This window comes from Saccharothrix isguenensis, assembly GCF_052936305.1.
Map to the genome: position 1 here is coordinate 4,190,863 of NZ_CP193626.1, position 22,175 is coordinate 4,213,037.

Consider the following 22,175-nt stretch of genomic DNA (forward strand, 5'->3'; position numbering starts at 1 on the left):
AACTACGACGGCAGCTGCGGCTGCTGGCAGCAGCAGCACGAGGTGCTGCTGCACGAGCAGGCCGCCGCCGAGGCGCCGGTCTCCGGCAGCGCGACGGCGTCACGCATCGCGGTGACGGCCAGGTCGCCGAGGTCGAGCTCCGAGTCGTCGAAGGTCAGGTCCATCGGTCACGTCCCTTCTGGAGAGGTGCGGCGGGACCGGTCGGCGCGCCGCGTCGGGTGGTGCTGATCAACCCGCCCGCGATCGTCCCCGGTCCCGTCGCGGCGACCGGACCGCACCGCGCGAGGCGTTGCGGTTCTCCGAATCGGGATGCTGCGGGATCGTCCGGTGCCTCCCCGCGGTGCGGGCGTCGAGCCGCACGCTCCCACCTGCCGGTATACGTCCGGTATGCGTTGCGCCGTACGGTGGTTCGCGGCATTCGGCCCCCCGCCGCCCGCCTCCGGCCGGACCTACCGTGTGAGGTGGCTGATCGGGTTCGACGTGGGGAGATCCGGGGTGTCGGTCCGTTCGACGTCGCACGTGCGGCGGGAAGTCGACATCCGGCTGTTGGGCGGGACCTCGGTGGGCGGGCCGAAGGCGGTCGCCGTGGTGCCGGGCGGGGTGAAGTCGCGGACGTTGTTGGTCGCGCTGGCGCTGGACGCCGGTGCCGCCGTGTCCACCGAGCGCCTGGTGGACTACCTGTGGGAGCGGGAACCTCCGCGCAGCGCGCTCAAGAACCTCCAGCTGTACGCGTCACGGCTGCGGCGCTGCCTGGACACGGCGAACGCCGGCTTGTCGCGCCTGCTGGCGCACGTCGGCCACGGCTACCGGCTGGACGTGCCCACCGAGGCCGTGGACGTGCTGTGCGCGGGCGCGTTGCTCCGCCGTGGCATGGACTCCCTGCGCCAAGGCGATCCGCGCAGTGCCGTCACGTCGTTGACCACCGCGCTGTCGGGGTGGCCGGTCGACGGACTGGTCGGGCTGGTGCCGTCCGCTCCGGCCACGGCGGTGGCCGCGTTGTGGCGGGATCGCCGAATCGCCGCCGTGGAACACCTGGCGACCGCGAAGGTCGCGCTCGGCGCGTGGGAGGAGGCAGCCGACCTCCTCGCAGCGCACGCGTCCGCCCACCCCACCCGCGAGTCGTTGCAGGTACTGCTGATGCGCGCGTTGGTCCACCTGGGCGACCGCGTGGGCGCGATCGACGTCTACCGCCGTCTGTGGCGGGTGCTGGACGCCGACCTGGGCATCAGGCCCGGCGGAGAGGCGCGTGCGGTGTTCGAAGGGTTGTTCAGCAACGCGTAGTCCCTGCCCTCGGAGGAACACCTGGGTCCTGCCCACCAGAGAACGCACAGGTCCTGCCCCTCAGAGCATGGAGTCGACGTGGGTGGCCAGCTCGGCCGGTGAGGGGTGCGCCCACACCTCGGCCGGTGTCACCGCGATGTCGAGGTCGACCCGAGCCTGCGGGTCAGTGCCACCGCGAGCAGCGAGTCCAGACCGACGTCGGTGAACTCGCCGTGCGACGCGATCGCCGGTGGCTCGGTTCCGAGGTCCCCGCAGCGCTGATCAACCGAAGGGATCGCCGCCACGGGGAGGTGGCGGCGATCCCTTCGGTTGATCAGCGGGTCGAGCGGATCAGGATGCGGGGATCATGACCTTGTCGATGACGAACACGGTGGCGTTGGCGGTGGGGATGTTGCCGCACAGCACCTTCGCGCCGTTCACGGTCACGTTGTCGCCGGAGCCTTCGACCTTGAGGGTGCCGCCCTGGACGGTGGGCAGGTTGGCGGAGGAGAGGATGCCTTCCTTGTCCATGCGCTGCGGCACGACGTGGTAGGTCAGGATGCCGGTGAGCTTGGCCTTGTCGGCCAGCACGGTGTTGAGGGTTTCCTGGCCGAGGGCTTCGAAGGCCGGGTCGTACGGCGCGAAGACGGTGTACTTCGCGTCGGCCTTGTTCAGCGTGTCGACGAGGCCGGCTTCCTTGACGGCGGCGACGAGGGTGGTAAGCAGCGGGTTGTTGCTCGCGGCGGTGGCCACCGGGTCGTCGACCATGCCGTCGAGGGAGCCCTCGGTGTCCGCGGGCAGGCTGGCGCAGCCGGCGCCGAACACGTCCCCGGTGGTGGTGACGCCGTCGCCCATCGCCGCACTGGTGGTCGTGGTGGTCGTGGTGGTGGCGGCCGGGGTTGTGGTGTCGGGAGCCGCTTCGCCGCCGCCGCTGCTGCAGGCGGTGACGGAGATGAGGGCCGCGGTGAGGACGCCGATCGCGGAGGCGAGCCGGGTGCTGCGCATGGTGTTCACTCCTTTGAGGACGATTACCGGAACTGTGTTTCCCGGCCTGTCACTGGTGTTTCGACGCCGCCGGCCCACCGGATTGGTCGATCCGCGGGATTTTCCGGGCCGGTTGCCTTCGTGCTGGTCAGGGTTGTGCGGTGAACACGATCGTGTGCCAGCCGGCGGCGCCGTCCGGGATCGGCTCGGCCCGGTCGGCGGTCTGGGTGTAGCCGGTCCGGTCGGTGGCCCGCGCTTCCAGGGTGTGCGAGCCGGCGGGGAGTTCCAGCTCCGCCCGCCACATCCGCCAGGTGTCGATGTTGACTTCCCGGCTCAGGGTCGCGGGCTGCCAGGGGCCGCCGTCGACGCGGACCTCGACCTTGTCGATGCCCCTGCGCTGGGCCCAGGCCACCCCGGCGGCGACGAACGTCCCGGCGGGCACGCGTTCGAAGGCCTTGGGCCGGTCGACGCGGGACATGGTCTTGATCGGCGCGCGGCGCGCCCAGTCCCGCTTGACCCAGTACGCGTCGAAGTCGGCGAAGGTGGTCAGCTCGGCGTCGACCAGCCACTTCGTCGCCGAGACGAACCCGTACAGGCCCGGCACGACCATGCGCACGGGGAAACCGTGTTCGACCGGGAGCGGTTCGCCGTTCATGCCGATGGCCAGCAGTGCGTCGCTGCCGGGTCTCATGATGTCCTCGACAGGGGTGCCGCAGGTCCAGCCGTCCACGCTCCGAGTCGCGAGCTGGTCCGAGCCCGGGCGGACGCCCGCCTCATCGAGGATGTCGCGCAGGGACACGCCGATGAAGTTCGTGGTGGAGATGTAAGGACCTCCGACCTCATTGGACACGCAGCACAGGCTGATGGTCTTCTCCACCAACGGCCGGTCCAGCAGGTCGTCGTAGGTGAGCACGAGTTCGCGGTCGACCATGCCGTGCACGCGCAACCGCCAGTCCTGCGCCCGCAACTTCGGCACCGACAACGCGGTGTCCACCCGGTAGAAATCCGCGTTCGGCGTGATGAAGGGAGGGGTTCCCTGACCGGCGAAGTCCGCGCCCGCCGGGATCGGCGGCGCGGTCACGCCGGGGGTGAGCCGGATCGACCGGCGGGAGGCCTCCACGTCGACCCGGCCACCGAGGAACTGCCCCGCCGCCGCGGTCGCTCCGGCCGCGGCGGCCACGGCCGTGGAGGTGATCAGGAAGCGGCGGCGCCCCAGGCCGGGAACCGACCAGTCCACCGTCCGCGTCGCGCCGGCTCCGTCCACAGTGTCCTCGACGGCCCCCGGGCCGGCCGCCGGCGGGCGGGGCGCTCGCGACCGGGGTGCGAGCCGGTGCAGCCACCTGAAGACCAGGACACCGACGACCAGGCTGGCCAACGGCGCGAGGGCGGCGGTCGTGCCGAGGGTGGGCCGCGCGAGCACCGCCGCGACACCGACCACGCCCAGCGCGAGGGCCAGGAGCGTGCCCGGCAGCGGGCTGCGGCGGGACAGCAGTCCCGCCACGACCGCGCCGGCGGCGATGACGAAGGCCATGCCGGCCAGCAGGACGATCTTGTCGTCCTCGCCGAACGTGCGGATCGCGAAATCCTTGACCGGGTGCGGTGTCAGGTCGATGGCGGTGTTGCCCACCGCCAGGAACGGCGAGGCGAACGGGTCGATGAGCGCGGCGACGAGGTGCCCGGCGGCCAACGCCGCCCCTACCGCGATCAGGCCCGCCGCGGCTGCCGCCCACAGCGGCAGCCGCGGCACCCCGGGATCGGTCTTCTGCCTGCGTGTGGTTGCGTTCACACCAGGAGTTCGTGGCCGACGACCCCGCGGATTGCCCGTGGCGATCAGGTGTTCTCGGACGATCAGGTGTTCCCGGAGGAGCGGGTGTTCTCAGACGAGCGGGAGGACCACCACGGTCGGCGTCGTGGGCTCGGCGGACCCGCCCTGCGGTTCCACGGTCAGGCCCACGGCTTCCCTGCCGGTGAAACCACTCGCCAGCAACGGATCGGGCTGCCCGTCGGCGGAGGGCTTGAGCAGCCCGGCCGAGCGCGGTCCGTCAGGCCCGATCAACCACATCTGGTAGGTCCGGTCCTCGGGCAGTGGCGCGAGGCCCTGCGCCAGGAACAGCACCTCCCCCTCGGCCGACGACGCCACGACGGTGCCCGTGCCACCGCCCGCCACCTCACCGCGGACGAGCTTGGCGTCCGGTGCGGCCAGCAGCTCGGCGACCTGGGTGTTGTAGGCGTTGACCTGTTCCAGGGCCTGCAGGTCCCGTTCCAGTCGACGGTTGACCTCCAGGCTCTGCACGCCCAGCATCACGGCGACCGCGATGCCCGCCGCGACGGCGAGCGCTGCCGTCCGGCGCACCCACCGACTCCGGGCCGTGGACCCGCCGGAGTAGCCGGGCTGCCCGTTCGGGTGGGTTCTTCCCGTTCCGGTGTGGACTGTCTTCGGGTGGTCGTCGGTCTCCGGCGGCAGCTGCCGCGTGTCGGCGACGGCGGCCAGCACCCGGTCGCGGAGGTGGGCGGGAGGCTCGACGGCGGTGGCGCCGGCCAGGAGCGCGGTGGTCTCGCGGAGTTCGGCGAGTTCCTGCGCGCAGCCCGAGCAGCCCTCGACGTGCTCCTCGAAGAGGCGGCGTTCGCCCTCGGAGACGGCGTCGAGCGCATACGCTCCGATCAGCGTGTGCGCTTCGGCTCGCGCGGTGTCGTCGGTCATCGGGTCACCCCCAGGCAGTCTCGGAGTCTGATCAGTCCGTCGCGCATCCTGGTCTTCACCGTGCCCAGCGGGATGCCCAGCACGGAGGCCGTCTCCGGGTAGGTGTAACCCTGGAAGTAGCCCAGCAGGATGGACTCCCGCTGCAACTCGGTCAGCGCCGACAGGCACCGCTGCACCTGCCGGCGCTCGATCCGCGCGGCGACCTGCTCGCTGACCGCGTCGAAGGGCGTCTCGACGTCGCGGCGGGCCGCCAGGTCCTCGCGCCGGGTCGCGGCCTGCGCCGAGCGCACCCGGTCCACGGCACGGCGGTGCGCCATCGTCATCACCCAGGCCAGGGCGCTGCCGCGTTGCGGGTCGTAGCGGGCTGCGGTGCGCCACACCTCGACCAGCACCTCCTGCGCGACCTCCTCGGACTGCGCGTGGTCCCGCAGGATCCGCACGACCAGGCTCAGCACCCTGCCCGCCACCACGTCGTACAACCGCTCGAACGCCTTGTCGTCACCGCGCGCCACCAGGCACAGCAACTCCTCGGCGGAGGCGTCGCCCGTGTCACCGGAGCCGCCGGCCGATACGGCTTGGAGCTTGCGCTCACGCCCTGCCATCGTGTCCCTTCCGATCGACCCCGCTGCCCAGTCCACGACGTCGCCCTCGCGCGGACGGGCTCCTGGCCGGCCACGCGCGGCGTTGCCGTCACCTGGTGGTGTAGGCCTTGCCCCAGGTGCGGTCCGCCGCCACGCCCACGCCCATCAGCAGCAGGGCGCTGGCGAAGTGCAGGCCGTGGTCGGCGGCGTTGAGCGCCAGGACGTTCAGCGACGTGCCCCCGATGACCAGGCCGAGGACGCCGACCAGCAGGTACACCGCCCCGACCGCGGTGTTGACCTTCTTCGACACCTCGTGGCCGACGAGGGCACCACCGATCAGTGCACCGCCGACGAGCAGGTGGACGACGTTGTGCAGGCCGTTGACGGCGAAGACCCCGAGCAGGTGGCCACCGTGGGAGCCGGCGAACGCGTGATCACCGGACACGGCGAACCCCAGCAGCCCGACCAGGACGTACACCGCACCGAACCCGAGACCGACCAGCTGGTTGACCGAGCGAGACATGGTTCCTCCCGGAGTGATTGTGCTGTCCTCCCTGCTTCGGCGCCGGTCGAGCGGCGGATTGGTCGATCGCGGAAGTCGGTCGACCGGAGCCCGGCTCGGCGGCGACCATCGCGGTCCGGGAGGCACCAGGCGCAGGGCCGCACCGCGCCTACCGATCGCCCAAGCCCTCCCCCGTCGATCCGCGACAGCGGATTCGCACGCGCACACGCGCCACAGTCGTGGCCATCCGCCCCGGTTGCGCGCTCCGTCCCCCGTTCGACAGGCTCACCGCACGACGTCGACATCTTGGGGGGAGCCGGTGGGCGTTCTCTTCGTCACCTTGATCGGGCACGGCCACATCACGCCGACGCTGGCGCTGGTCGAAGAGCTGGTCGGGCGGGGTCGACAGGTCGACTACGCGACCGGGGCGGAGAGCGCCGGAGCGGTCGTGGCAGCCGGGGCGAACTGGGTGCGGCTGCCTGAGCCCCTGCCTTTCCAGCCCGTGGAAGGTGACGTCATGGCGGCCTGGTTCCGGCACTACTTCGCGGCCATGCGCGCGACCTACCCGGTGCTGCTCGACCGCTGCCGGACCCATCGGCCCGACGTGATCTGCTACGACGCCACCAATTGGCCGGCCCGGGTCGTGGCCGAGGAGCTGGACATCCCGGCGGTGCGCTGCGTGCCGCACCTCGCCTCCAACGAGTCCTTCGCGCTGATCGCGCCGGACTCGGCCTCCGTGATCGAGGACGACTGCGCGCGGTTCGCGGCCGAGCACGGCGTCAGGCTCGACGTGGCGGGCACGCTCGACGCGCCCGAGGAGCTGAACCTGGTGTTCGTGCCGAGGGAGTTCCAGCCCGCCGGGGACACCTTCGACGAGACGTTCCAGTTCATCGGCCCGCTGCTCGGCAGCCGGGGCGCCGAACCGTGGGCGCCGAGGCATCCCGACCTGCCGTTGCTCTACGTCTCGCTCGGCTCGGTCATGACCGACGCGGCGTTCCACCGGTCCTGCGTCGAGGCGTTCGGCGACGGGGCGTGGCAGGTGGCGATGAAGGCCGCCGACGTGGGGCCGGTGCCCGCGACCGTGGACGTGCGGAACTGGTTCCCGCAGCCCGCCGTCCTGCGACGGGCACAGGCGTTCGTGACGCACGCCGGGATGAACTCGACGATGGAGGCGCTGCACCACGGCGTGCCGCTCGTCGCGTTCCCGCAGACGCCGGAACAGGCGGCCAACGCCGACCGCATCCGGGAACTGGGGCTGGGTGAACGCTTGGAGCACGTCGAAGACCTGCGGGAGGTGGTCGAGCGGGTCACGGCGAGCAGCGCCGTCCGGCAGAACGTCGACCGGATGCGGGCCGCGATCCACGCCAGTGGCGGCGCCGGGCGCGGTGCGGATCTTGTGTGCGGATTGCTGCGGTAGCGGGCGGAAAGGACAGCCGGAGCAGCCACGGAGGACGATTCGCCACCTGGTGCGGCCACGACCCCGCGTTCGCCATGGAAGCACCCAATCGAGCTACAGCCCATTTGCCGGGCCTTTACTCGGCAGCGGTGCTGCCCGATATACTGGGCGCGAGGGGAGTACTTCCCAAGCGTCTACCCGGTCAATACGGACATCCCGATCGGTGTCCCCGGGAGGCCACCCGCAAGCGGGTGAAGGAGACCTCGAACAGCGACTGTTCGAGGAGGTTCCGTGCCCCTGTCAGCGGCGGTCCCCGCGGGCCAGGTGGAATCGGTCGGGTCGACGGGCTTGTGGTTGGTCAGCATCACCGTCCTGGTGGCTCTGCTGATCGCCGATTTCGCCGTCACCCACCGCCCGCACGAGGTGTCGCTGCGGGAAGCCGCCGGGTGGTCGGTGTTCTACCTCGCCCTGCCGGTGGTGTTCGGGGTCTGGCTGTGGAACGCCTTCGGCAGCGACCGGGCACTGGAGTTCATGACCGGGTTCGTGGTCGAGAAGTCGCTGTCAGTGGACAACCTGTTCGTGTTCATGCTCCTGCTCGCCGCCTTCGCCGTCCCGTCCGACGTGCAGCAACGCGTCCTGCTCTACGGCATCGTCGGTGCCCTCGTGCTGCGCGGCGTGTTCATCGCGGCCGGCGCGGCGATGCTGGCGGCCGGGACGTGGGCGTTCCTCGTGTTCGGGCTGGTGCTGTTCGCCTCGGCGATGAAAATCCTCCACGCGGCGGTGACCGGCCTCGTCGTCGACCCCGACGTCTCCCGGATGCGGTCGGTCCGGCTGTTGCGCCGGCTGATGCCGGTCACCGACTCCTACCACGGCGCGCACATCACCGTCCGCGAACACGGGCGACGTGCGCTCACGCCGTTGGCGGTCGTGGTGGTGGCGGTCTTCGCGACCGACGTGGTGTTCGCCGTCGACTCGGTGCCGGCGGTCTTCGGCATCACCGAGGACCCGTACCTGGTCTTCGCCACGAACGCCTTCGCCCTGCTCGGCCTGCGCGCCCTGTACTTCGTGCTGCACAACGCCCTCGCCAAGCTCATCCACCTCAACCACGGGCTGGCGATCATCCTCGCGTTCATCGGGCTGAAGCTGGTGCTGCACTGGGCGCACGGGATCTGGCCGGCCGTGCCGGAGATCCCCACGCCGGTCTCCCTGGCAGTGATCATCGGCGTGCTCACCGTCGTCACGCTGACCAGCCTGACCACCCTGCGCAACCGGCAACGTGCCGAGGCCCGGACCCACCCGCCGGGCGACAAGGCCACCACACCCCGGGACTGACCATGCTCTTCGAGTGGCTCGTCGACGTGCTGATCACCACGGTCCTGACCGTGCTCGTCCTCGCCTCCCTGGTGATCACCTGCGCCGCCATGCAACCACCGCGCGGACCACACGCCTGACGACGCCGTGCCTGCCCGGACGGTCGCGCCCACGTCGCGGCGCCCGTCCGGGCATCCCGGAGGCACAGGTCCGGGCGTCTCGGTGCCTGCGGGCCGTGAGCATTCGGACCGTCACCGGTCCTCCTCCCGGGTGGTCTCCGGGGGCAGCACCGCCACCGGGCACCGCGCGCTGTTGACCGCCGCGTGGCTGACCGAGCCCAGGAACGCCCGGCGCACCGCGCCCTTGCCGTGGCTGCCGACGACCAGCAGACCGGCATCGGCCGACGCGGCTCGCAGCGCGTCGGCCGGCGGACCGGCGACGGCCGTCAGGCGATGCCGCACCCCGGGGTTCCGCCGCACGCACTCGGCCAGTTCGGCGCCCACCGGGCCCCAGCCCTCACGCAGTGCCGCCTCTTCGCGGCTCTCCACCGGCTCGACCGCCGTGGCGGCACCGCTGGAGGCGTGCACGACGGTCACCTCGGCACCGTGCCGGGCGGCGAACCCGAACGCGAACCGGACGGCCCGCCCGCTCACCGCCGACCCGTCCACGCCCACCACGACCGACCCGCGGTCACGCTGCTCGTCGACGGCGGCCTCGTCACGGACGACGACCACCGGCCACGGGCACGACCGCGTGAGCCGCTCCGCGGTGGACCCGAACAGGAATCGGGCCACACCACCGTGGTCGGAGTGGCCGACCACCACGAACGCGACGTCCTCCTCGGCCAGGACCACCGCGTCGACCGGATCGCCCGAGACGGCCTCCGTGCGCACCTCCACACCCGTCGCCGCACGACAGCGCTCGGCGAGCCCGTCGAGCATGTCCGCGGCCCACCGCCGCGTCGGCTCCTCGACGGCGCCCGGTTGCATGGCGCCCACCGGCATGTGCGCGTGCCCCTGGGCGTACACGGGCCAGCGCATCCCGTACACCAGCAGCAGCTGCTTGCCGAAGACCGCCGCCTGCCGAGCCGCCCACCGGGCGGCCCGCTCCGACGTCTCCGTCCCGTCCACGCCGACCACGATCACGTCATCGATCGCCACGTCCACGAACTTCCCTTCACCAAGCCGGTCGAGTTCTGCCCGGTCACCGATCGGGCTTGGTCACCTCACGACATCAGTGCCGAGCGGCGTCAACTCGCCGGCGTGGAGGCCTCCGGCGACGTGGTCGCCCCGGCGGAGTACTGGTTCTCGGCAGCCGTGGTCGTCGTTTCCGCGACGGTGGTCGTGGTCGTCGCGCCGTTGTCGGCGATCGGGTTGTCGTCGTCGGCACCGCACCCGGTCGAGCCCACGGCCAGCGCGACCGCTCCACCCACCGCCGGCGCCCCGTCGAGAGATGCTTCTCCGCTCCTGCCCCTGTCGTCGCTCCCCTCTCATCGGCCGGGTTCCCGTGGACCGATCCGTGAACCTTGCGGCCACCTTGCGGACCCTCTTGTTCGAAATCGACTCCTGTGCCGGTCCCTGTCAATGCGGTGTCCCTGATCAATGCCGTCTCCGTCAGCCGGGACAGCTCGTGGGCGGCACGGCGCCGTCCTCGGCGACCAGCGCCTCGACCGTGGCCTCCCCGGCGTTCTCGAAGATGAACGTCAGCGGGACGGTCGCGCCCGCCACCACCTCGTCGGAGAAGTCCACGACACGCAGGTGGTAGGCCGGCTCCACGCCGTTCGACTCGTCGACGACCTCCCCGGTCGGCACGGGAATGCGCGGCACGGTCTTGCTCGTGCCGTCGCAGTCCTCGCCCGTGCGCAGTTCCACCTGGTCCGCGCTCTGCGTCCGCACGCCCAGCAACGCGTCGGGCCGTTCGGAATCGCCCACCATCGCCAAGCGCACCACCGCGTCGTCACCGCGCTGGTAGGAGCCGTCGCCAGGCGCCTCCACGACCACGTCGCGCAGCACGACGCCGCCGACCCGTGCGTCCGTGCCGGACTGGTCGTCCTCCGGCCGCGGCTCACCGCACGATGCCAGCACCGCCGCCACCACCGCGCCGGCGACTCCCAGGGTGCCAATCCTGTTCACCCCGTCCGGCTACCCGGACCATCGGGCGCGGACCCGACCGGATGCCGTCGTCAGGTAATCGCAAGGTTCCCAGGTGGTGCCGCGAGCGGAATGGCTGTCCATTCTTCCTGCGTTGTGCCGCAAAGGACCTGACGACTTCCTGACGATTATTCGACGGACAAAACGGCCGCGTTATGCGTTTGACCAGCCGGCACATCGGGTATGAATGCGCTGTTGTCGTGTGCCTCGAACCCAGTAGCGAAGGGCGGGCCGATGAGCACTGTCGATTTTCCGCGGAACAGCGTCGATCTCGTCCTTCCCCACAACCGACTTCCCGCGGCGCACCTGCTCGAACTGGTGGCCGACGCGGTGGCGGGCGTCGACGGCGACCCACTGGTCAACCTCCAGGTGGTGGTCGCGCAACTGGTGGCCAACTCCTACCGGCACGCCGCCGCGCCCAGGCGGTTGCGGCTGTGCCGACTGCCCGACCGCGACCTGGTGCGGGTCGAGGTCGACGACGGCAGCCCGAGCCGACTACCGGTCCTGGGCAGGTTCGACACCCTCGCGAACGGCCGCGGCCTGCTGATGGTCAACCGGCTCTCCGTCAACTGGGGACACCGGTCCGGCGCTGACGGTAAGACGGTCTGGGCCGAGGTGCCGCTCGTCTGAACCGCCCGACCGGCATCCAAGGCCGGCGTGATGCGGCACAAGCTGACCGGTGAGGCCGGCTCCGAACCGGGTGCCGGCTCCACCGTCGAGCCGAACGAGTCGATGATCGCCGGCTCCATGGCACACCAGGCGGTGCAGAAGGCAAGGACCTCACCGGCCGCGACGGACCGACGTCCCCGTGACACCGGGTGTCGCGCGCCGGAGGTCACGAGGAGACCCCCGGTGCGCCCTGCAGCGTGCCGGGTTGTGACGCGGTGTTCGTGAACCGAAGGGCGACACGTGACCTCCGGCGGCTTGTGCGCTGCTCTCGACGGTGACCTGCACAGGCGGGGAAGCCGGTGGCGTGGTCGTGTCCGTGGTCCGGCGGGCGCGGTCGGCGTCGTGGGAACAGCGCCGCTGATCGCTCGCAGGGCACGGCGGAGGCGGCGTTCATGACGGTGCGCACGGCCGGTGCGGACGGATGACGTCCGCATCACCGTGCGGCTGGACCGGAGGGGCAGTGGACCCCTTTCCACAGGTCGGCCCGCACAGGAGACGACGCCCGGTGACCTCGGACGGCCCGGCGCGCCCGCCGCCTTCCGATCGGCTTCCGATCGGCTGGAGGCGTGTACCGCGACCCGGCCCGGGTAGTCGCCGGGTGGCCAAGGACGACGGTGTTGAGGAGGAACGGCAATGTCCGAGACGGTCGGCGACTACGTGCTCGCGAGACTGCGCGACTGGCGGGTCGACCACGTGTTCGCCTATCCCGGCGACGGGATCAACGGCTTGGTCGCCGCTTTCGGCAAGGCGGACAACGTCCCGAGGTTCGTCCAATCCCGGCATGAGGAGATGTCGGCCCTCCAGGCGGTCGGCTACGCCAAGTTCAGCGGCAAGGTCGGGGTCTGCATGGCGACGTCGGGCCCCGGCGCCATCCACCTGCTCAACGGGCTCTACGACGCCAAGCTCGACCACGTCCCGGTCGTGGCGATCGTGGGCCAAACCGCGCGCAGCGCCATGGGCGGCAGCTACCAGCAGGAGGTGGACCTCCAGTCGCTGTTCAAGGACGTGGCGAGCGCGTACCTGGTCGAGGTCAACGTCGCCGAGCAGCTGCCCAACGCGCTGGACCGGGCGATCCGCATCGCCGAGACCGAACGCGCCCCCACCGCGATCATCATCCCCAGCGACCTCCAGGAGGAGGAGTACACGCCGCCGCAGCACGAGTTCAAGCACGTGCCGTCCAGCCCGCCCAGCCACGCGCACTCCGTGATGACGCCGGCCCAGGACGACATCGTCCGCGCCGCCGACGTCCTCAACTCGGGCGAAAAGGTGGCGATCCTCATCGGGCAGGGCGCACGGTCGGCGGCCGAGGAAGTGGTCCAGGTGGCGGACCTGACCGGCGCCGGGGTGGCCAAGGCGCTGCTCGGCAAGGACGTGCTGTCCGACGAGCTGCCGTTCGTCACCGGCGCGATCGGGTTGCTGGGCACCCGTCCGAGCTACGAGCTGATGCGCGACTGCGACACGCTGCTGATCGTCGGGTCGAACTTCCCCTACACGCAGTTCATGCCGCCGTTCGGGCAGGCGCGCGCGGTGCAGATCGACATCGACGGCAAGTTCATCGGGATGCGCTACCCGACCGAGGTGAACCTCGTCGGTGACGCCAAGTCGACCTTGCGCGCGCTGCTCCCGCTGCTGGAGCGCAAGGCCGACCGGTCGTGGCGCGACACGATCGAGGAGAACGTCGGCAGCTGGTGGAGCACCATGGACCAGCAGGCCGCGCTGGACGCCACACCGGTGAACCCGATGCGGATCGTGTCCGAGCTGTCCAGCAGGGCGCCGGACGACACCATCTTCACCGCCGACTCCGGGTCGGCCGCCAACTGGTACGCCCGGCACCTGCGGATGCGCGGGACCATGCGCGGGTCGCTGTCGGGCACGTTGGCCACGATGGGGCCGGGCGTGCCGTACGCGATCGGGGCCAAGTTCGCCCACCCGGACCGGCCGGTGGTCGCGCTGGTCGGCGACGGCGCCATGCAGATGAACGGCTTGGCCGAGCTGATCACCATCGCCCGCTACCGGGGCCTGTGGTCCGATCAGCGCCTGGTGGTGTGCGTGCGGCACAACAACGACCTCAACCAGGTCACGTGGGAGCTGCGGGCGATGGGTGGCGCGCCGAAGTTCGAGGAGTCGCAGAGCCTGCCCGACGTGGACTACGCAACCTTCGCCCGGTCGCTGGGGCTGGACGCCGTCTCGGTGGACTCCCCCGACCAGCTCGGGGCGGCGTGGGACCACGCCTTGGGCACGAACGCGCCGACCGTGCTGGACGTCCGGTGCGATCCCGAGGTGCCGCCGATCCCGCCGCACGCGACGTTCGACCAGATCAAGTCGGTCACGGAGGCGGTGCTCAAGGGTGACCCGGAGGCCTGGCACCTGATGGCGCAGGGCATCAAGACGAAGGCGCAGGAGCTGGTGCCCGGCAAGCGATGAGGCCGCGGTGCCGGCCGGCCTGCGGGGTCCGGGGCCTGTTCACCCAAGCGGGCCCCGGACGCACGTCAGGGCCGCCGTGCTCCTCACCCCACCCCGCGTGGTCGCGGACCACGTGAGCGTGCCGTCGCCTTCCAGGTCGGGCGCAGGGAGGCGGTGGGCCGACACGTCCACCCGGTCGCGACCAGCGGATCCGGCACCACGGGCACCTCCCGCACGTCGTCATCGTCGGGAGTTCGCGGTCTCCGGGGGCAACACCGCGACGGGGCACGGCGCGTGGTGGACGACCTCCCGGCTGACCGAGCCGAGCAGGGCGCTGCTCGGGGCTCCCCTGCCGTGACTGCCGACCACCAGCAGCCCGGCGGTGTCCCCGGCGGCGAGCAGGACTTCGGCGGGCGCGCCGCTGCTGGTGTGCACCGTGGTGCGGACGCCGGGGTAGCGCCGCGCGCAGTCCGCGAGTTCCGCGTCCACCACAGCTCCGAGTCCGGCGTCGGTGGCCGTCTCGACGACCTCCGCACCGGCGTCCACCCGGTCGTCCGCCCGCACGACCAGGACCTCGGCGCCGTGCCGCGACGCGAAGTCGACCGCGAACCGGACCGCGGCACCGCTGACCGGCGAACCGTCCACACCGACCACCACCGGGCCCGCCACCCCGTGCTCCGGGACGACCGCCTCGTCCCGCACGACCACGACCGGACACGGGCACGGGCGGGTCAGCCGGATCGCGGTCGAGCCCAGCAGCAGCCGTGCCACCCCACCTCGATCGGAGTGGCCCACGACGACGAAGGCCGCCTCGTCGGCGCCGAGGACCACGGCGTCCGCGGGCTCGCCCGCGGTGATCTCCGTCCGCACGTCCGCACCGGCCGCGCGACACCGCTCGGCCACCGCGTGGAGCATGTCCTGGGCCCAGCGCCGCACGGACTCCTCACCGGCGACGTCCACCTGGAGGTTCAGGTACGCGTGCCCGTACACCGGCCGGCCCATGCCGTACACCAGCACCAGTGACCGGCCGAACACCACTGCCCGCCGCCCGGCCCAGAGGGCGGCCCGCCCGGACGCCTCCGTGCCGTCGACACCCACGACCAATGGCCCGCCGGCCATCACCACCGACTCCTCCCGCGCAGACGTCGACCCGGATCCGGAGCGCTTCACCATGGCCACGCCCACGAGCGAGGAGCCTGCGGCCAGCAACACCACGGCCGAGCTACCCGCCAACCACCCGAGCGGCAGCAGCACCAGCCGGAGGACGGCCAGAGCCTCCCACGACCGGGCCGGGCGTCATCGCGGTGTGGACATCGTGCTCAGCGCCTCGGCCAGTCCGGGATCGGCCGCGGTGAGTTCCCGTTCGACGTCCGCCAGGCGTTGTTCGTCGCCGTGGTCTGCTGTGGCGCCCACTGTCCGATCACCTCCCGTCCCAGAGCCCCGGCATTCCCGCGAGGACGAGCGGAAAACCCGGGCGGGCGCGCTATCGCGGTTCCGTGGGCGAACCGTCAGGCGCGGGCCGCCGCGAAGCTCGGGTCACAGCACCCCGGTGGTCGCCAACAGGAGGGCGACCGCAGGCAGGAAGTTGTTCACCTGGTGGGCCACCACGCACGTGAGCAGGTTGCCGGTGAACACCCTGGCGAGGCCGATCGGAATCGACAGCACCAGCAACAGCGGCATGCGCAGCAGCTCCAGGTGGGCCACCGAGAACACCACGGTGGTCACCGCGAGGATGACCCAGCGGTTCCACCGCCAGTGCTCCAGCGCGCGCCACAGCACACCCCGGAAGATCAGTTCCTCGCCCAAGGGCGCGACCAGCCACACGATGAGGAAGGCCGCCACCGCCGGGACCAGGCCCAGCTGCCGCCCGGCGAACGCGTCGCCCACCGCCGACGTGGCGTCGTCACCGCCCACCCAGCCCGCCCACAGCGCCGCTGCCGGAATCGTGAGGAACAGGCCGCCGAACCCGTACGCCAGACCCAGCCCGATCACACGGCGGTTCCAGCGGAACGCCAGCTCGCGCCGCACGCGCCCGGCTTTGGGCCCGCCGCCCAGCAACGCCGTGCCGCCCACCGCGGCGAGCGCCGCCAACGACGTCGGCACCACCAGCAGCGTCAGCAGCGGCCACGGTGGCAGCCGGTCGCCCTCCAGCAACGCCGGATCGGCGATGGCGAACGGCACCAGCACCAACGCCGCCGCCAGCACGAGGACCAGTTCCGCGACGACGAACAGGGCCATCATCGCCAGCCCCGCGCGCAGACCGCGGCCCGGTGGCGCGCCACCGGGTGAGGGCTCGTCCGGCGGCAGCCCCGCGCTCTCGTCCGAGGACCGGGTGGACCACCACGACGACTTCATCCGTCCTCCTCGACGCACTGGCCGCGGCGGCCGCGCGACGCCGAACGCGAGCCCGGCCCGGTGGCCCTAGGCCACCTTCAGCAGTTGCAGCGATCGGCGCACAGCTCCGTCGCGTGAGATCACCCTGAAGTCACGGCGGGTCCGTCCGGCGCGGGCGATGCCCCGCCCCAGCACGGCCAGTCCGGACGCGCCGAGGTACGACACACCGGACAGGTCCACGAGCAACGACCTCGCCGCGTTCTGCTCGTCGATCGCCTGCTGGAGCACCGGCGCCGTCAGCATGTCGATCTCCCCGCTGACCTCGATCACGGTGGGATCGCCGACTTCGGCCGACTGGACCGTGACGGTGAGGTAGTCGAGCGTCCGCACCTGCGCTTCTTGTTCCACCACGGGCCTCCCTCACACGTCGGTTGATCTGCGTGCCGCAACTGTTGCATGGGGCAACAACACCCACAACCGGCCGTGAGCCAAGCGATCAACGCCCGCCAGGTGGAGGATGACGCCGACACACCCGTGCGCGTCCGAAAGGGACCGGTGGCCGACATGGCTCGATTCAGGATGTTGAACACGAACGCGAGCCGCAACTACGCCGTCGTGCTGGACTCCGGCGACTCCGCGATGGAGGAGTTGCTGGCCTTCGCCCGGGAGAGTCGCCTCCAGGCCGCGTCGTTCACCGCGATCGGGGGGTTCAGCGAGTGCACCCTGGCGTTCTTCGACGTGGAGTCGCGGCAGTACCTCGACATCCCGGTCGAGGAGCAGGCGGAAGTGCTCTCACTGATCGGAGACATCGTGCGCACCGAAGACGACGACTGGCAGGTGCACGCCCACGCCGTGCTCGGCCTGCGTGACGGCAGCACGCGCGGTGGCCACCTCAAGCGGGCACTCGTGCGGCCCAAGCTGGAGGTCGTGCTGACGGAATTGCCGAGCGGTCTCAGCCGCCGGTACGACACGGGGACCGGGCTGGCGTTGATCGACCTCGACGAGGAGTCGCTCGGCGAGGAGTCCCCGGCGCGGGACCGCGACCCGCTCCGCCACGGCCTCGCACCGCCGACCGACCGCTGACCTCCCGGCGCATCGCTCGGCCACGCCGCTCGGCGCGCCTCGACGGTTCACCGGCCTCCGCTCCGGGACCTACCGGTGCGCGCGTCGCTGGGCGTGCAGGATGGTGACGATGCTCAGCCACGGGACGTCGCGCGGCGCCACGATCCGCACCACCGCGAGCACCGCGACGGCGGCGCCGATCACGATGTCGTGGCCGCGCGCGGCACTCCCGTCGGGGTAGTCCAGCACCGACGGCGCGAGCAGCAGCCAGACGCCGGCGAGGAGCGTCGCCGCGCTCGCCGCGCTCGCGCCCAGTGGCGTGTGGTCGGCCCGCGTCCGTTCCGCCGACCGGCGCCCGCGCGTGGCGCGGTCATCGGATCGTCGGCCCACCATCAGACCTCCCCTTCGCCGGATCCGGTCCTGCCGCGGCTGCGGTAGGTCGCGAAGGCGCTGAGCAGTGCCATGGCGATCACCACGCCGCCGACGACGATGGCGTTCACCGCCGCCGTCGTGGAACCCGGCCACGGCTCGTAGCCCAGCACGACCGGCGCGAAGATCAGCCACACACCGAGCACCACGTTGACCAGGCTCAGCCACGGCAGGTGGCGCGGCGCCAACGACCGCACCAACGCCAGCAGCGCGATCGTGCCGCCCACGACGATGTCGTGCCAGTAGCCCTCGAACCCCTCGCTCGCGGGCGCGTAGCCCAAGGCGAACGGCGCCAGGGCCAACCACACCCCCGCCACGAACGCCACGCCGCTCGCCATCCCGGCCGAGGCGGGTTCGCGGGCGCCGTCGACCGGCGCCAACCCGGCGATCGGCGCCGAACCGTAAGGGGGCATCACGGGCTGGTTCCCCTGCGCGGCGATCGGCATGGGGTCGAGTTCCTCGCGCCGCCGGGAAGGCGGTGGTTGATCGGGCATCCGAGAGGTCATCCGTCCTCCTTCGTCGTCCGCTGGTGTGCGCTCGCGGAACGCGTGTTCGCAGCCGATCCGCACCCAGCGGCTACCCACCGGCCACCCGGCCGAACACCGACACCGGGTCGTCAGGCAATCGCAAGCCGCGCCGGTGCCGGTGCCGGTGATCACGGTGGAGGTTCCTCCTGCGCCCGTCGCGGCACCGCTCGCATGGCGTGGTCAGGGCGGACGACCCACCACACCAGCGCCGTCCACATCACGGCCAGGAGCACTCCACCCAGCACGTCTGTCGGGTACTGCGCGCCGGTGTAGAGCCGCTGGACCGCCACCAGGCCGGACACGACGACCGCCACGGCCACGAAGAACCACCGCCACCACCGGGACGTCGCGGAGAAGACGAGCAGCGCCGTGGCGCCGTAGAGCGCCACGGCCGCCGCGACGTGGCCGGACGGGAAGCCGGAGCCCGGGGACCGGTCCGAGGCCACCAGCGGCACGTCGGGCCCCGGCCGCGCAACCGACACCGTGGTCAGCAGGACCAGGCTGATCCCGCCCACCAGGGTCGACGCCAGGAAGAGGACCGGCGACCAACTGCGGCTGAGCGCCAGCGCCAGCGGGCCGACCACGAAGGCGGCACCGACGACCCAAGCGGTGCCACCCAGTTGGCCCAGCGGCACCAGGACCACGTCGAGCCCCGGCGAACGCCGTTCGGTGAACCACTGGACGACCGCCGCGTCCCACGCCGCCGCGGACCAATCGCCCACCACGAGCCGTCCTGCGCCGTAGAGCACACCCGCCAGCACTCCCCAGCCGACGACCAGTTCCGCGACGCCGCGACGCGGGAGCACGGTCCCCGAGCGCGGTGCGGGCCGGATGTCCGGAGCCGCCTCCGGAGCCACTCCCTCGGACAGGGGCACCTCCGGCACGCCGACCTCGGCCCGCCAGCGCCGGAACACCGCGGCGGTCAGCACCAGCCACACGGCGCCGAGCAGCCAGCCGCCCAGCACGTCGGTCGGGAGGTGCACGCCCAGCACGATCCTCGTCACGCCGATCACCACCACGACGAGCGCGGCGGCCCCGGCCGGCGCCCAGCGCGCCGAACGGCGGACCACCGGCAGGAACACCAGGACCAGCACGCCGTAGGTGACGATCGAGCCGAGCGCGTGACCACTGGGGAAGCTCGGACCGGGTGCGAGCGACACCGGCAGCTCGACGATCGGCCGCAGCCGGACGACGAGCTGCTCGACCACCACGCCGAGCACCGCCGCACCGAACGCGGTGACGGCCACGTAGATGGCCACCCAGAGCTGGCGCCGCACGAGCAGCCACCCGACACCGACACAGGTCAGCCACAGCAACGTGGCCATGCCGCCCAGCGTGGTGACGCCGTGCAGCACCTCGGTCAGCACCTCGTCGCCCGCCACGAGCCCGGTCAGCGCGTCGGCGACGGCGCGGTCCAGGTCCCGCAGCGGCGCCCAGCGGAGCCGGACGGACACCACGAGCAGGGCGAAGCCCACACCGGCCGCGGCCATGAGGACCAGCAGCGCCACCGCGCGCAGGGCGAACCGCTCGACCGGGACGGTCAGCGGCGCGACGCGCTTCGTCCCCTTGGTCACCGGGCCGTGTGCTTCCGGCGCCCGCGGTCCTCGTGACCGCGTCGGGCGGACGACCCGCACGCCGTCGCACCTCCGCTCGGACCTCGCCACCGGACGGGGCGGGTCTGCCGACCCGGCCGGTGGGGATCGCCGTGCTCGTTCGCCGCAGGTGACATCGGGCCTCCCGGAAGGTGCTGGTCTCCCCGAGCGGGTTCCCGCTGACCTGGTCCGAAACCTTGCGTTCACCTTGCGGAACGGCCCGCCGGCCCGATCACCGACGACGACCCGGCCCACGGCGCGCGGTCGGGTCGTTTGCCCAGCCGATCACCGGGTACGGCTGCACGGGCACCGAGTCGACGACGATGGAAGGTTGGCGACGCATGACGACGCACATCCTGGACCCCGGCCCGCTCACCGACGTCCAGGTCGGCATGGCGGTGCTCGACAGCGGCGGCGAGCAGGTCGGCACGGTCGCAGCGGTCAAGTTCGGCGATCCCGAGGCGGTCACCACCGAGGGCCGACGAGGTCCGCGAGGGGTCGGTGAGATGGTCAGGGACACGTTCGTCGGATCGGAACCCGACGTGCCCGCCCAGCTCGCCGAACGGCTCCTGCGCACGGGCTACGTCAAGATCGACGCCAAGGGCTTCTTCGCCACCGACCTGTACGCGGACGCCGATCAGGTGGACCGGGTCGAGGCGGACACCGTTCGGCTGGGCGTGCCGCGCGACGGGCTGATCCCCAAGGCTTGAGCGGCCCCAAGGGTTGAGCGGCTCCAGGGATTGAGTGGCACGGTGGCCGTGCGGGTACCCACGGCCCCAGGACGCCGACCGTGGCGAAGGAGGCTCCATCGATGAGCGCGGTCCCACCGCAGACCGAGGACAAGCGGTTCTTCGGACACCCTCGAAGTCTCGCCCACCTGTTCGGCGTGGAGATGTGGGAGCGGTTCTCGTTCTACGGGATGCAGGGCATCCTGACCATCTACCTGTACTACTCCGCGGTCGAGGGCGGGCTCGGGCTGTCGGAGGCCACGGCGACGAGCATCGTCGGCGCGTACGGCGGGGTGGTGTACCTGTCGACGATCGTCGGCGCCTGGGTGGCGGACCGCCTCGTCGGTTCCGAGCGGGTGCTGTTCGGCAGCGCGGTCCTGATCATGTTCGGCCACCTCGCCCTGGCCCTGCTGCCGGGGTTCGCCGGGGTCGGGGTCGGGTTGGGCGCGGTCGCGTTGGGCAGCGGCGGGCTCAAGGCCAACGCCACCGCCATCGTCGGTTCCCTGTACGCGCAGGGCGACGAGCGGCGCGACGCCGGGTTCTCCCTGTTCTACCTCGGCGTGAACCTCGGCGCGTTCACCGGGCCGCTGCTCACCGGCCTCGCCCAGCAAGAGCTGGGCTTCCACTACGGCTTCGGGCTGGCCGCCGTCGGCATGGCCGCCGGTCTCGTCCAGTACTCGCTCGGCCGGCGGAAGCTCCCCGACGCGGTGAACGTCGTGCCGAACCCGCTGCCCGCCGGCCGCAGGGTGCTGGTCGGCGCGGTTGCCGTCGCGGTGGTCGCCGCCGTGATCGGGCTGGTCGCGACGGGGGTGATCACGCCCGCCAACCTCGCCAACGTGACGGTCGTGGTCATCCTGGGGGCCGCGGTCGCCTACTTCGCGGTCATCCTGTCCAGCGGGAGGATCACCCGGGTGGAGCGCAGGCGGGTGTTCAGCTTCATCCCGATGTTCCTCGCCAGCTTCGTGTTCTTCGCGTTGTTCCAGCAGCAGTTCACCGTCGTGGCGATCTACGCGGACCAGCGGCTGGACCGCACGTTCTTCGGCTGGGAGATGCCGGTGTCGTGGGTGATGTCGATCAACCCGGTCTTCATCATCCTGCTCGCCGGGGTGTTCGCGGCGCTGTGGACCAGGCTCGGGCCGCGGCAGCCGTCCTCACCGGCCAAGTTCGCGCTCGGCACGGTGCTGATGGGCTTGGCGTTCCTGCTGTTCCTGCCGATGGCCGGCGGTACCGGCAACACGACACCGCTGGCGATGCTCATCGTCATCCTGCTGGTGTTCAGCGTCGCGGAGCTGCTGCTGTCACCGGTCGGGCTGTCGCTGTCCACCAAGCTCGCGCCCGCGGCGTTCCGCACGCAGATGGTGGCGTTGAACTTCCTGTCCATCGCCCTCGGCACCGCCACCGCCGGGTCGCTGGCCAAGTACTACAGCGTGGACGACGAGGGCACGTACTTCACCTTCGTGGGCGGTGCGGCGGTGGCGTTCGGCGTGCTGCTCGCCATCTCCGTTCCGCACATCCGCAAACTCATGGGCGGCGTCCACTGACCGCC

Annotated in this window: 24 protein-coding genes; 8 read left to right on the forward strand and 16 right to left on the reverse strand. The window is 71.7% G+C overall.

Going from position 1 to position 22,175, the window contains the following annotated elements:
- Positions 1 to 2 precede the first annotated feature (2 nt).
- The gene (locus ACRAKI_RS19070; RefSeq protein WP_447001859.1) at positions 3 to 164 is read right to left on the reverse strand and encodes a thiazolylpeptide-type bacteriocin; all 162 of its coding nucleotides are present in this window, start codon (positions 162 to 164) and stop codon (positions 3 to 5) included.
- Positions 165 to 495: 331 nt separating this feature from the next.
- Between ACRAKI_RS19070 and ACRAKI_RS19075 the strand changes: the two genes are divergently transcribed.
- A complete protein-coding gene (locus ACRAKI_RS19075; protein WP_447001860.1) occupies positions 496 to 1,281 on the forward strand; it encodes an AfsR/SARP family transcriptional regulator in 786 nt (261 codons plus the stop codon).
- 128 nt (positions 1,282 to 1,409) lie between these two features.
- Here ACRAKI_RS19075 and ACRAKI_RS19080 read toward each other — a convergent pair whose 3' ends face one another.
- From ACRAKI_RS19080 to ACRAKI_RS19105, 6 genes are all read right to left on the reverse strand, one after another.
- A complete protein-coding gene (locus tag ACRAKI_RS19080) occupies positions 1,410 to 1,565 on the reverse strand; it encodes an acyl carrier protein (RefSeq protein WP_447001861.1) in 156 nt (51 codons plus the stop codon).
- Positions 1,566 to 1,611: 46 nt separating this feature from the next.
- Positions 1,612 to 2,265, reverse strand: coding sequence for a fasciclin domain-containing protein (locus ACRAKI_RS19085; protein ID WP_447001862.1), 654 nt, complete (start codon positions 2,263 to 2,265; stop codon positions 1,612 to 1,614).
- Between the two features lie 127 nt (positions 2,266 to 2,392).
- Entirely contained in the window at positions 2,393 to 4,030 is a 1,638-nt protein-coding gene (locus ACRAKI_RS19090) for a molybdopterin-dependent oxidoreductase (protein ID WP_447001863.1), read from the reverse strand.
- A gap of 90 nt (positions 4,031 to 4,120) precedes the next feature.
- On the reverse strand, positions 4,121 to 4,945 hold the full coding sequence (locus tag ACRAKI_RS19095; RefSeq protein WP_447001864.1) for an anti-sigma factor: 825 nt from the start codon (positions 4,943 to 4,945) through the stop codon (positions 4,121 to 4,123).
- On the reverse strand, positions 4,942 to 5,547 hold the full coding sequence (gene sigK, locus ACRAKI_RS19100) for an ECF RNA polymerase sigma factor SigK (protein WP_447001865.1): 606 nt from the start codon (positions 5,545 to 5,547) through the stop codon (positions 4,942 to 4,944). Before sigK ends, ACRAKI_RS19095 begins: the two co-directional genes overlap by 4 nt.
- Before the next feature lie 88 nt (positions 5,548 to 5,635).
- Entirely contained in the window at positions 5,636 to 6,049 is a 414-nt protein-coding gene (locus ACRAKI_RS19105) for a DUF4383 domain-containing protein (protein ID WP_447001866.1), read from the reverse strand.
- A gap of 298 nt (positions 6,050 to 6,347) precedes the next feature.
- Between ACRAKI_RS19105 and ACRAKI_RS19110 the strand changes: the two genes are divergently transcribed.
- Positions 6,348 to 7,445, forward strand: a complete 1,098-nt coding sequence (locus ACRAKI_RS19110; protein ID WP_447001867.1) for a macrolide family glycosyltransferase — start codon at positions 6,348 to 6,350, stop codon at positions 7,443 to 7,445.
- Positions 7,446 to 7,721: 276 nt separating this feature from the next.
- Positions 7,722 to 8,756, forward strand: a complete 1,035-nt coding sequence (locus ACRAKI_RS19115) for a TerC/Alx family metal homeostasis membrane protein (protein WP_447008452.1) — start codon at positions 7,722 to 7,724, stop codon at positions 8,754 to 8,756.
- 230 nt (positions 8,757 to 8,986) lie between these two features.
- Here ACRAKI_RS19115 and ACRAKI_RS19120 read toward each other — a convergent pair whose 3' ends face one another.
- From ACRAKI_RS19120 to ACRAKI_RS19130, 3 genes are all read right to left on the reverse strand, one after another.
- Positions 8,987 to 9,895 carry a universal stress protein gene (locus ACRAKI_RS19120; RefSeq protein ID WP_447001868.1) on the reverse strand — a complete coding sequence of 303 codons (909 nt, stop codon included), beginning with the start codon at positions 9,893 to 9,895 and terminating at the stop codon, positions 8,987 to 8,989.
- A gap of 89 nt (positions 9,896 to 9,984) precedes the next feature.
- Entirely contained in the window at positions 9,985 to 10,167 is a 183-nt protein-coding gene (locus ACRAKI_RS19125) for a hypothetical protein (protein WP_447001869.1), read from the reverse strand.
- 181 nt (positions 10,168 to 10,348) lie between these two features.
- Positions 10,349 to 10,867: a copper chaperone PCu(A)C gene (locus ACRAKI_RS19130; RefSeq protein ID WP_447001870.1), complete on the reverse strand. Its 519-nt coding sequence runs from the start codon at positions 10,865 to 10,867 to the stop codon at positions 10,349 to 10,351.
- Between the two features lie 252 nt (positions 10,868 to 11,119).
- Between ACRAKI_RS19130 and ACRAKI_RS19135 the strand changes: the two genes are divergently transcribed.
- Positions 11,120 to 11,515: an ATP-binding protein gene (locus tag ACRAKI_RS19135; RefSeq protein ID WP_447001871.1), complete on the forward strand. Its 396-nt coding sequence runs from the start codon at positions 11,120 to 11,122 to the stop codon at positions 11,513 to 11,515.
- A 672-nt stretch (positions 11,516 to 12,187) separates the two neighbouring features.
- Positions 12,188 to 13,978, forward strand: coding sequence for a thiamine pyrophosphate-requiring protein (locus tag ACRAKI_RS19140; protein WP_447001872.1), 1,791 nt, complete (start codon positions 12,188 to 12,190; stop codon positions 13,976 to 13,978).
- A 219-nt stretch (positions 13,979 to 14,197) separates the two neighbouring features.
- Here the strand turns inward: ACRAKI_RS19140 and ACRAKI_RS19145 are convergent, their stop codons facing one another.
- The 3 genes from ACRAKI_RS19145 to ACRAKI_RS19155 all read right to left on the reverse strand — a co-directional run bounded on the left by ACRAKI_RS19145 (position 14,198) and on the right by ACRAKI_RS19155 (position 16,699).
- The gene (locus ACRAKI_RS19145; protein ID WP_447001873.1) at positions 14,198 to 15,211 is read right to left on the reverse strand and encodes a universal stress protein; all 1,014 of its coding nucleotides are present in this window, start codon (positions 15,209 to 15,211) and stop codon (positions 14,198 to 14,200) included.
- A gap of 282 nt (positions 15,212 to 15,493) precedes the next feature.
- Positions 15,494 to 16,312, reverse strand: a complete 819-nt coding sequence (locus ACRAKI_RS19150; RefSeq protein WP_447001874.1) for a CPBP family intramembrane glutamic endopeptidase — start codon at positions 16,310 to 16,312, stop codon at positions 15,494 to 15,496.
- 66 nt (positions 16,313 to 16,378) lie between these two features.
- Positions 16,379 to 16,699, reverse strand: coding sequence for an STAS domain-containing protein (locus tag ACRAKI_RS19155; protein ID WP_447001875.1), 321 nt, complete (start codon positions 16,697 to 16,699; stop codon positions 16,379 to 16,381).
- A gap of 156 nt (positions 16,700 to 16,855) precedes the next feature.
- On the opposite strand from ACRAKI_RS19155, the gene ACRAKI_RS19160 reads away from it, so the two are divergent.
- Positions 16,856 to 17,374 carry a PPC domain-containing DNA-binding protein gene (locus tag ACRAKI_RS19160; protein ID WP_447001876.1) on the forward strand — a complete coding sequence of 173 codons (519 nt, stop codon included), beginning with the start codon at positions 16,856 to 16,858 and terminating at the stop codon, positions 17,372 to 17,374.
- Positions 17,375 to 17,443: 69 nt separating this feature from the next.
- Here ACRAKI_RS19160 and ACRAKI_RS19165 read toward each other — a convergent pair whose 3' ends face one another.
- The 3 genes from ACRAKI_RS19165 to ACRAKI_RS19175 all read right to left on the reverse strand — a co-directional run bounded on the left by ACRAKI_RS19165 (position 17,444) and on the right by ACRAKI_RS19175 (position 19,883).
- The gene (locus ACRAKI_RS19165) at positions 17,444 to 17,746 is read right to left on the reverse strand and encodes an SPW repeat domain-containing protein (RefSeq protein WP_447001877.1); all 303 of its coding nucleotides are present in this window, start codon (positions 17,744 to 17,746) and stop codon (positions 17,444 to 17,446) included.
- Positions 17,746 to 18,288: an SPW repeat domain-containing protein gene (locus tag ACRAKI_RS19170; protein WP_447001878.1), complete on the reverse strand. Its 543-nt coding sequence runs from the start codon at positions 18,286 to 18,288 to the stop codon at positions 17,746 to 17,748. Before ACRAKI_RS19170 ends, ACRAKI_RS19165 begins: the two co-directional genes overlap by 1 nt.
- Before the next feature lie 149 nt (positions 18,289 to 18,437).
- Complete coding sequence (locus tag ACRAKI_RS19175; RefSeq protein ID WP_447001879.1) at positions 18,438 to 19,883, reverse strand: phosphatase PAP2 family protein; 1,446 nt, start codon at positions 19,881 to 19,883, stop codon at positions 18,438 to 18,440.
- 359 nt (positions 19,884 to 20,242) lie between these two features.
- Between ACRAKI_RS19175 and ACRAKI_RS19180 the strand changes: the two genes are divergently transcribed.
- On the forward strand, positions 20,243 to 20,611 hold the full coding sequence (locus tag ACRAKI_RS19180) for a hypothetical protein (protein WP_447001880.1): 369 nt from the start codon (positions 20,243 to 20,245) through the stop codon (positions 20,609 to 20,611).
- A 101-nt stretch (positions 20,612 to 20,712) separates the two neighbouring features.
- Complete coding sequence (locus ACRAKI_RS19185) at positions 20,713 to 22,170, forward strand: peptide MFS transporter (RefSeq protein WP_447001881.1); 1,458 nt, start codon at positions 20,713 to 20,715, stop codon at positions 22,168 to 22,170.
- The last annotated feature ends 5 nt before the right edge of the window (positions 22,171 to 22,175 follow it).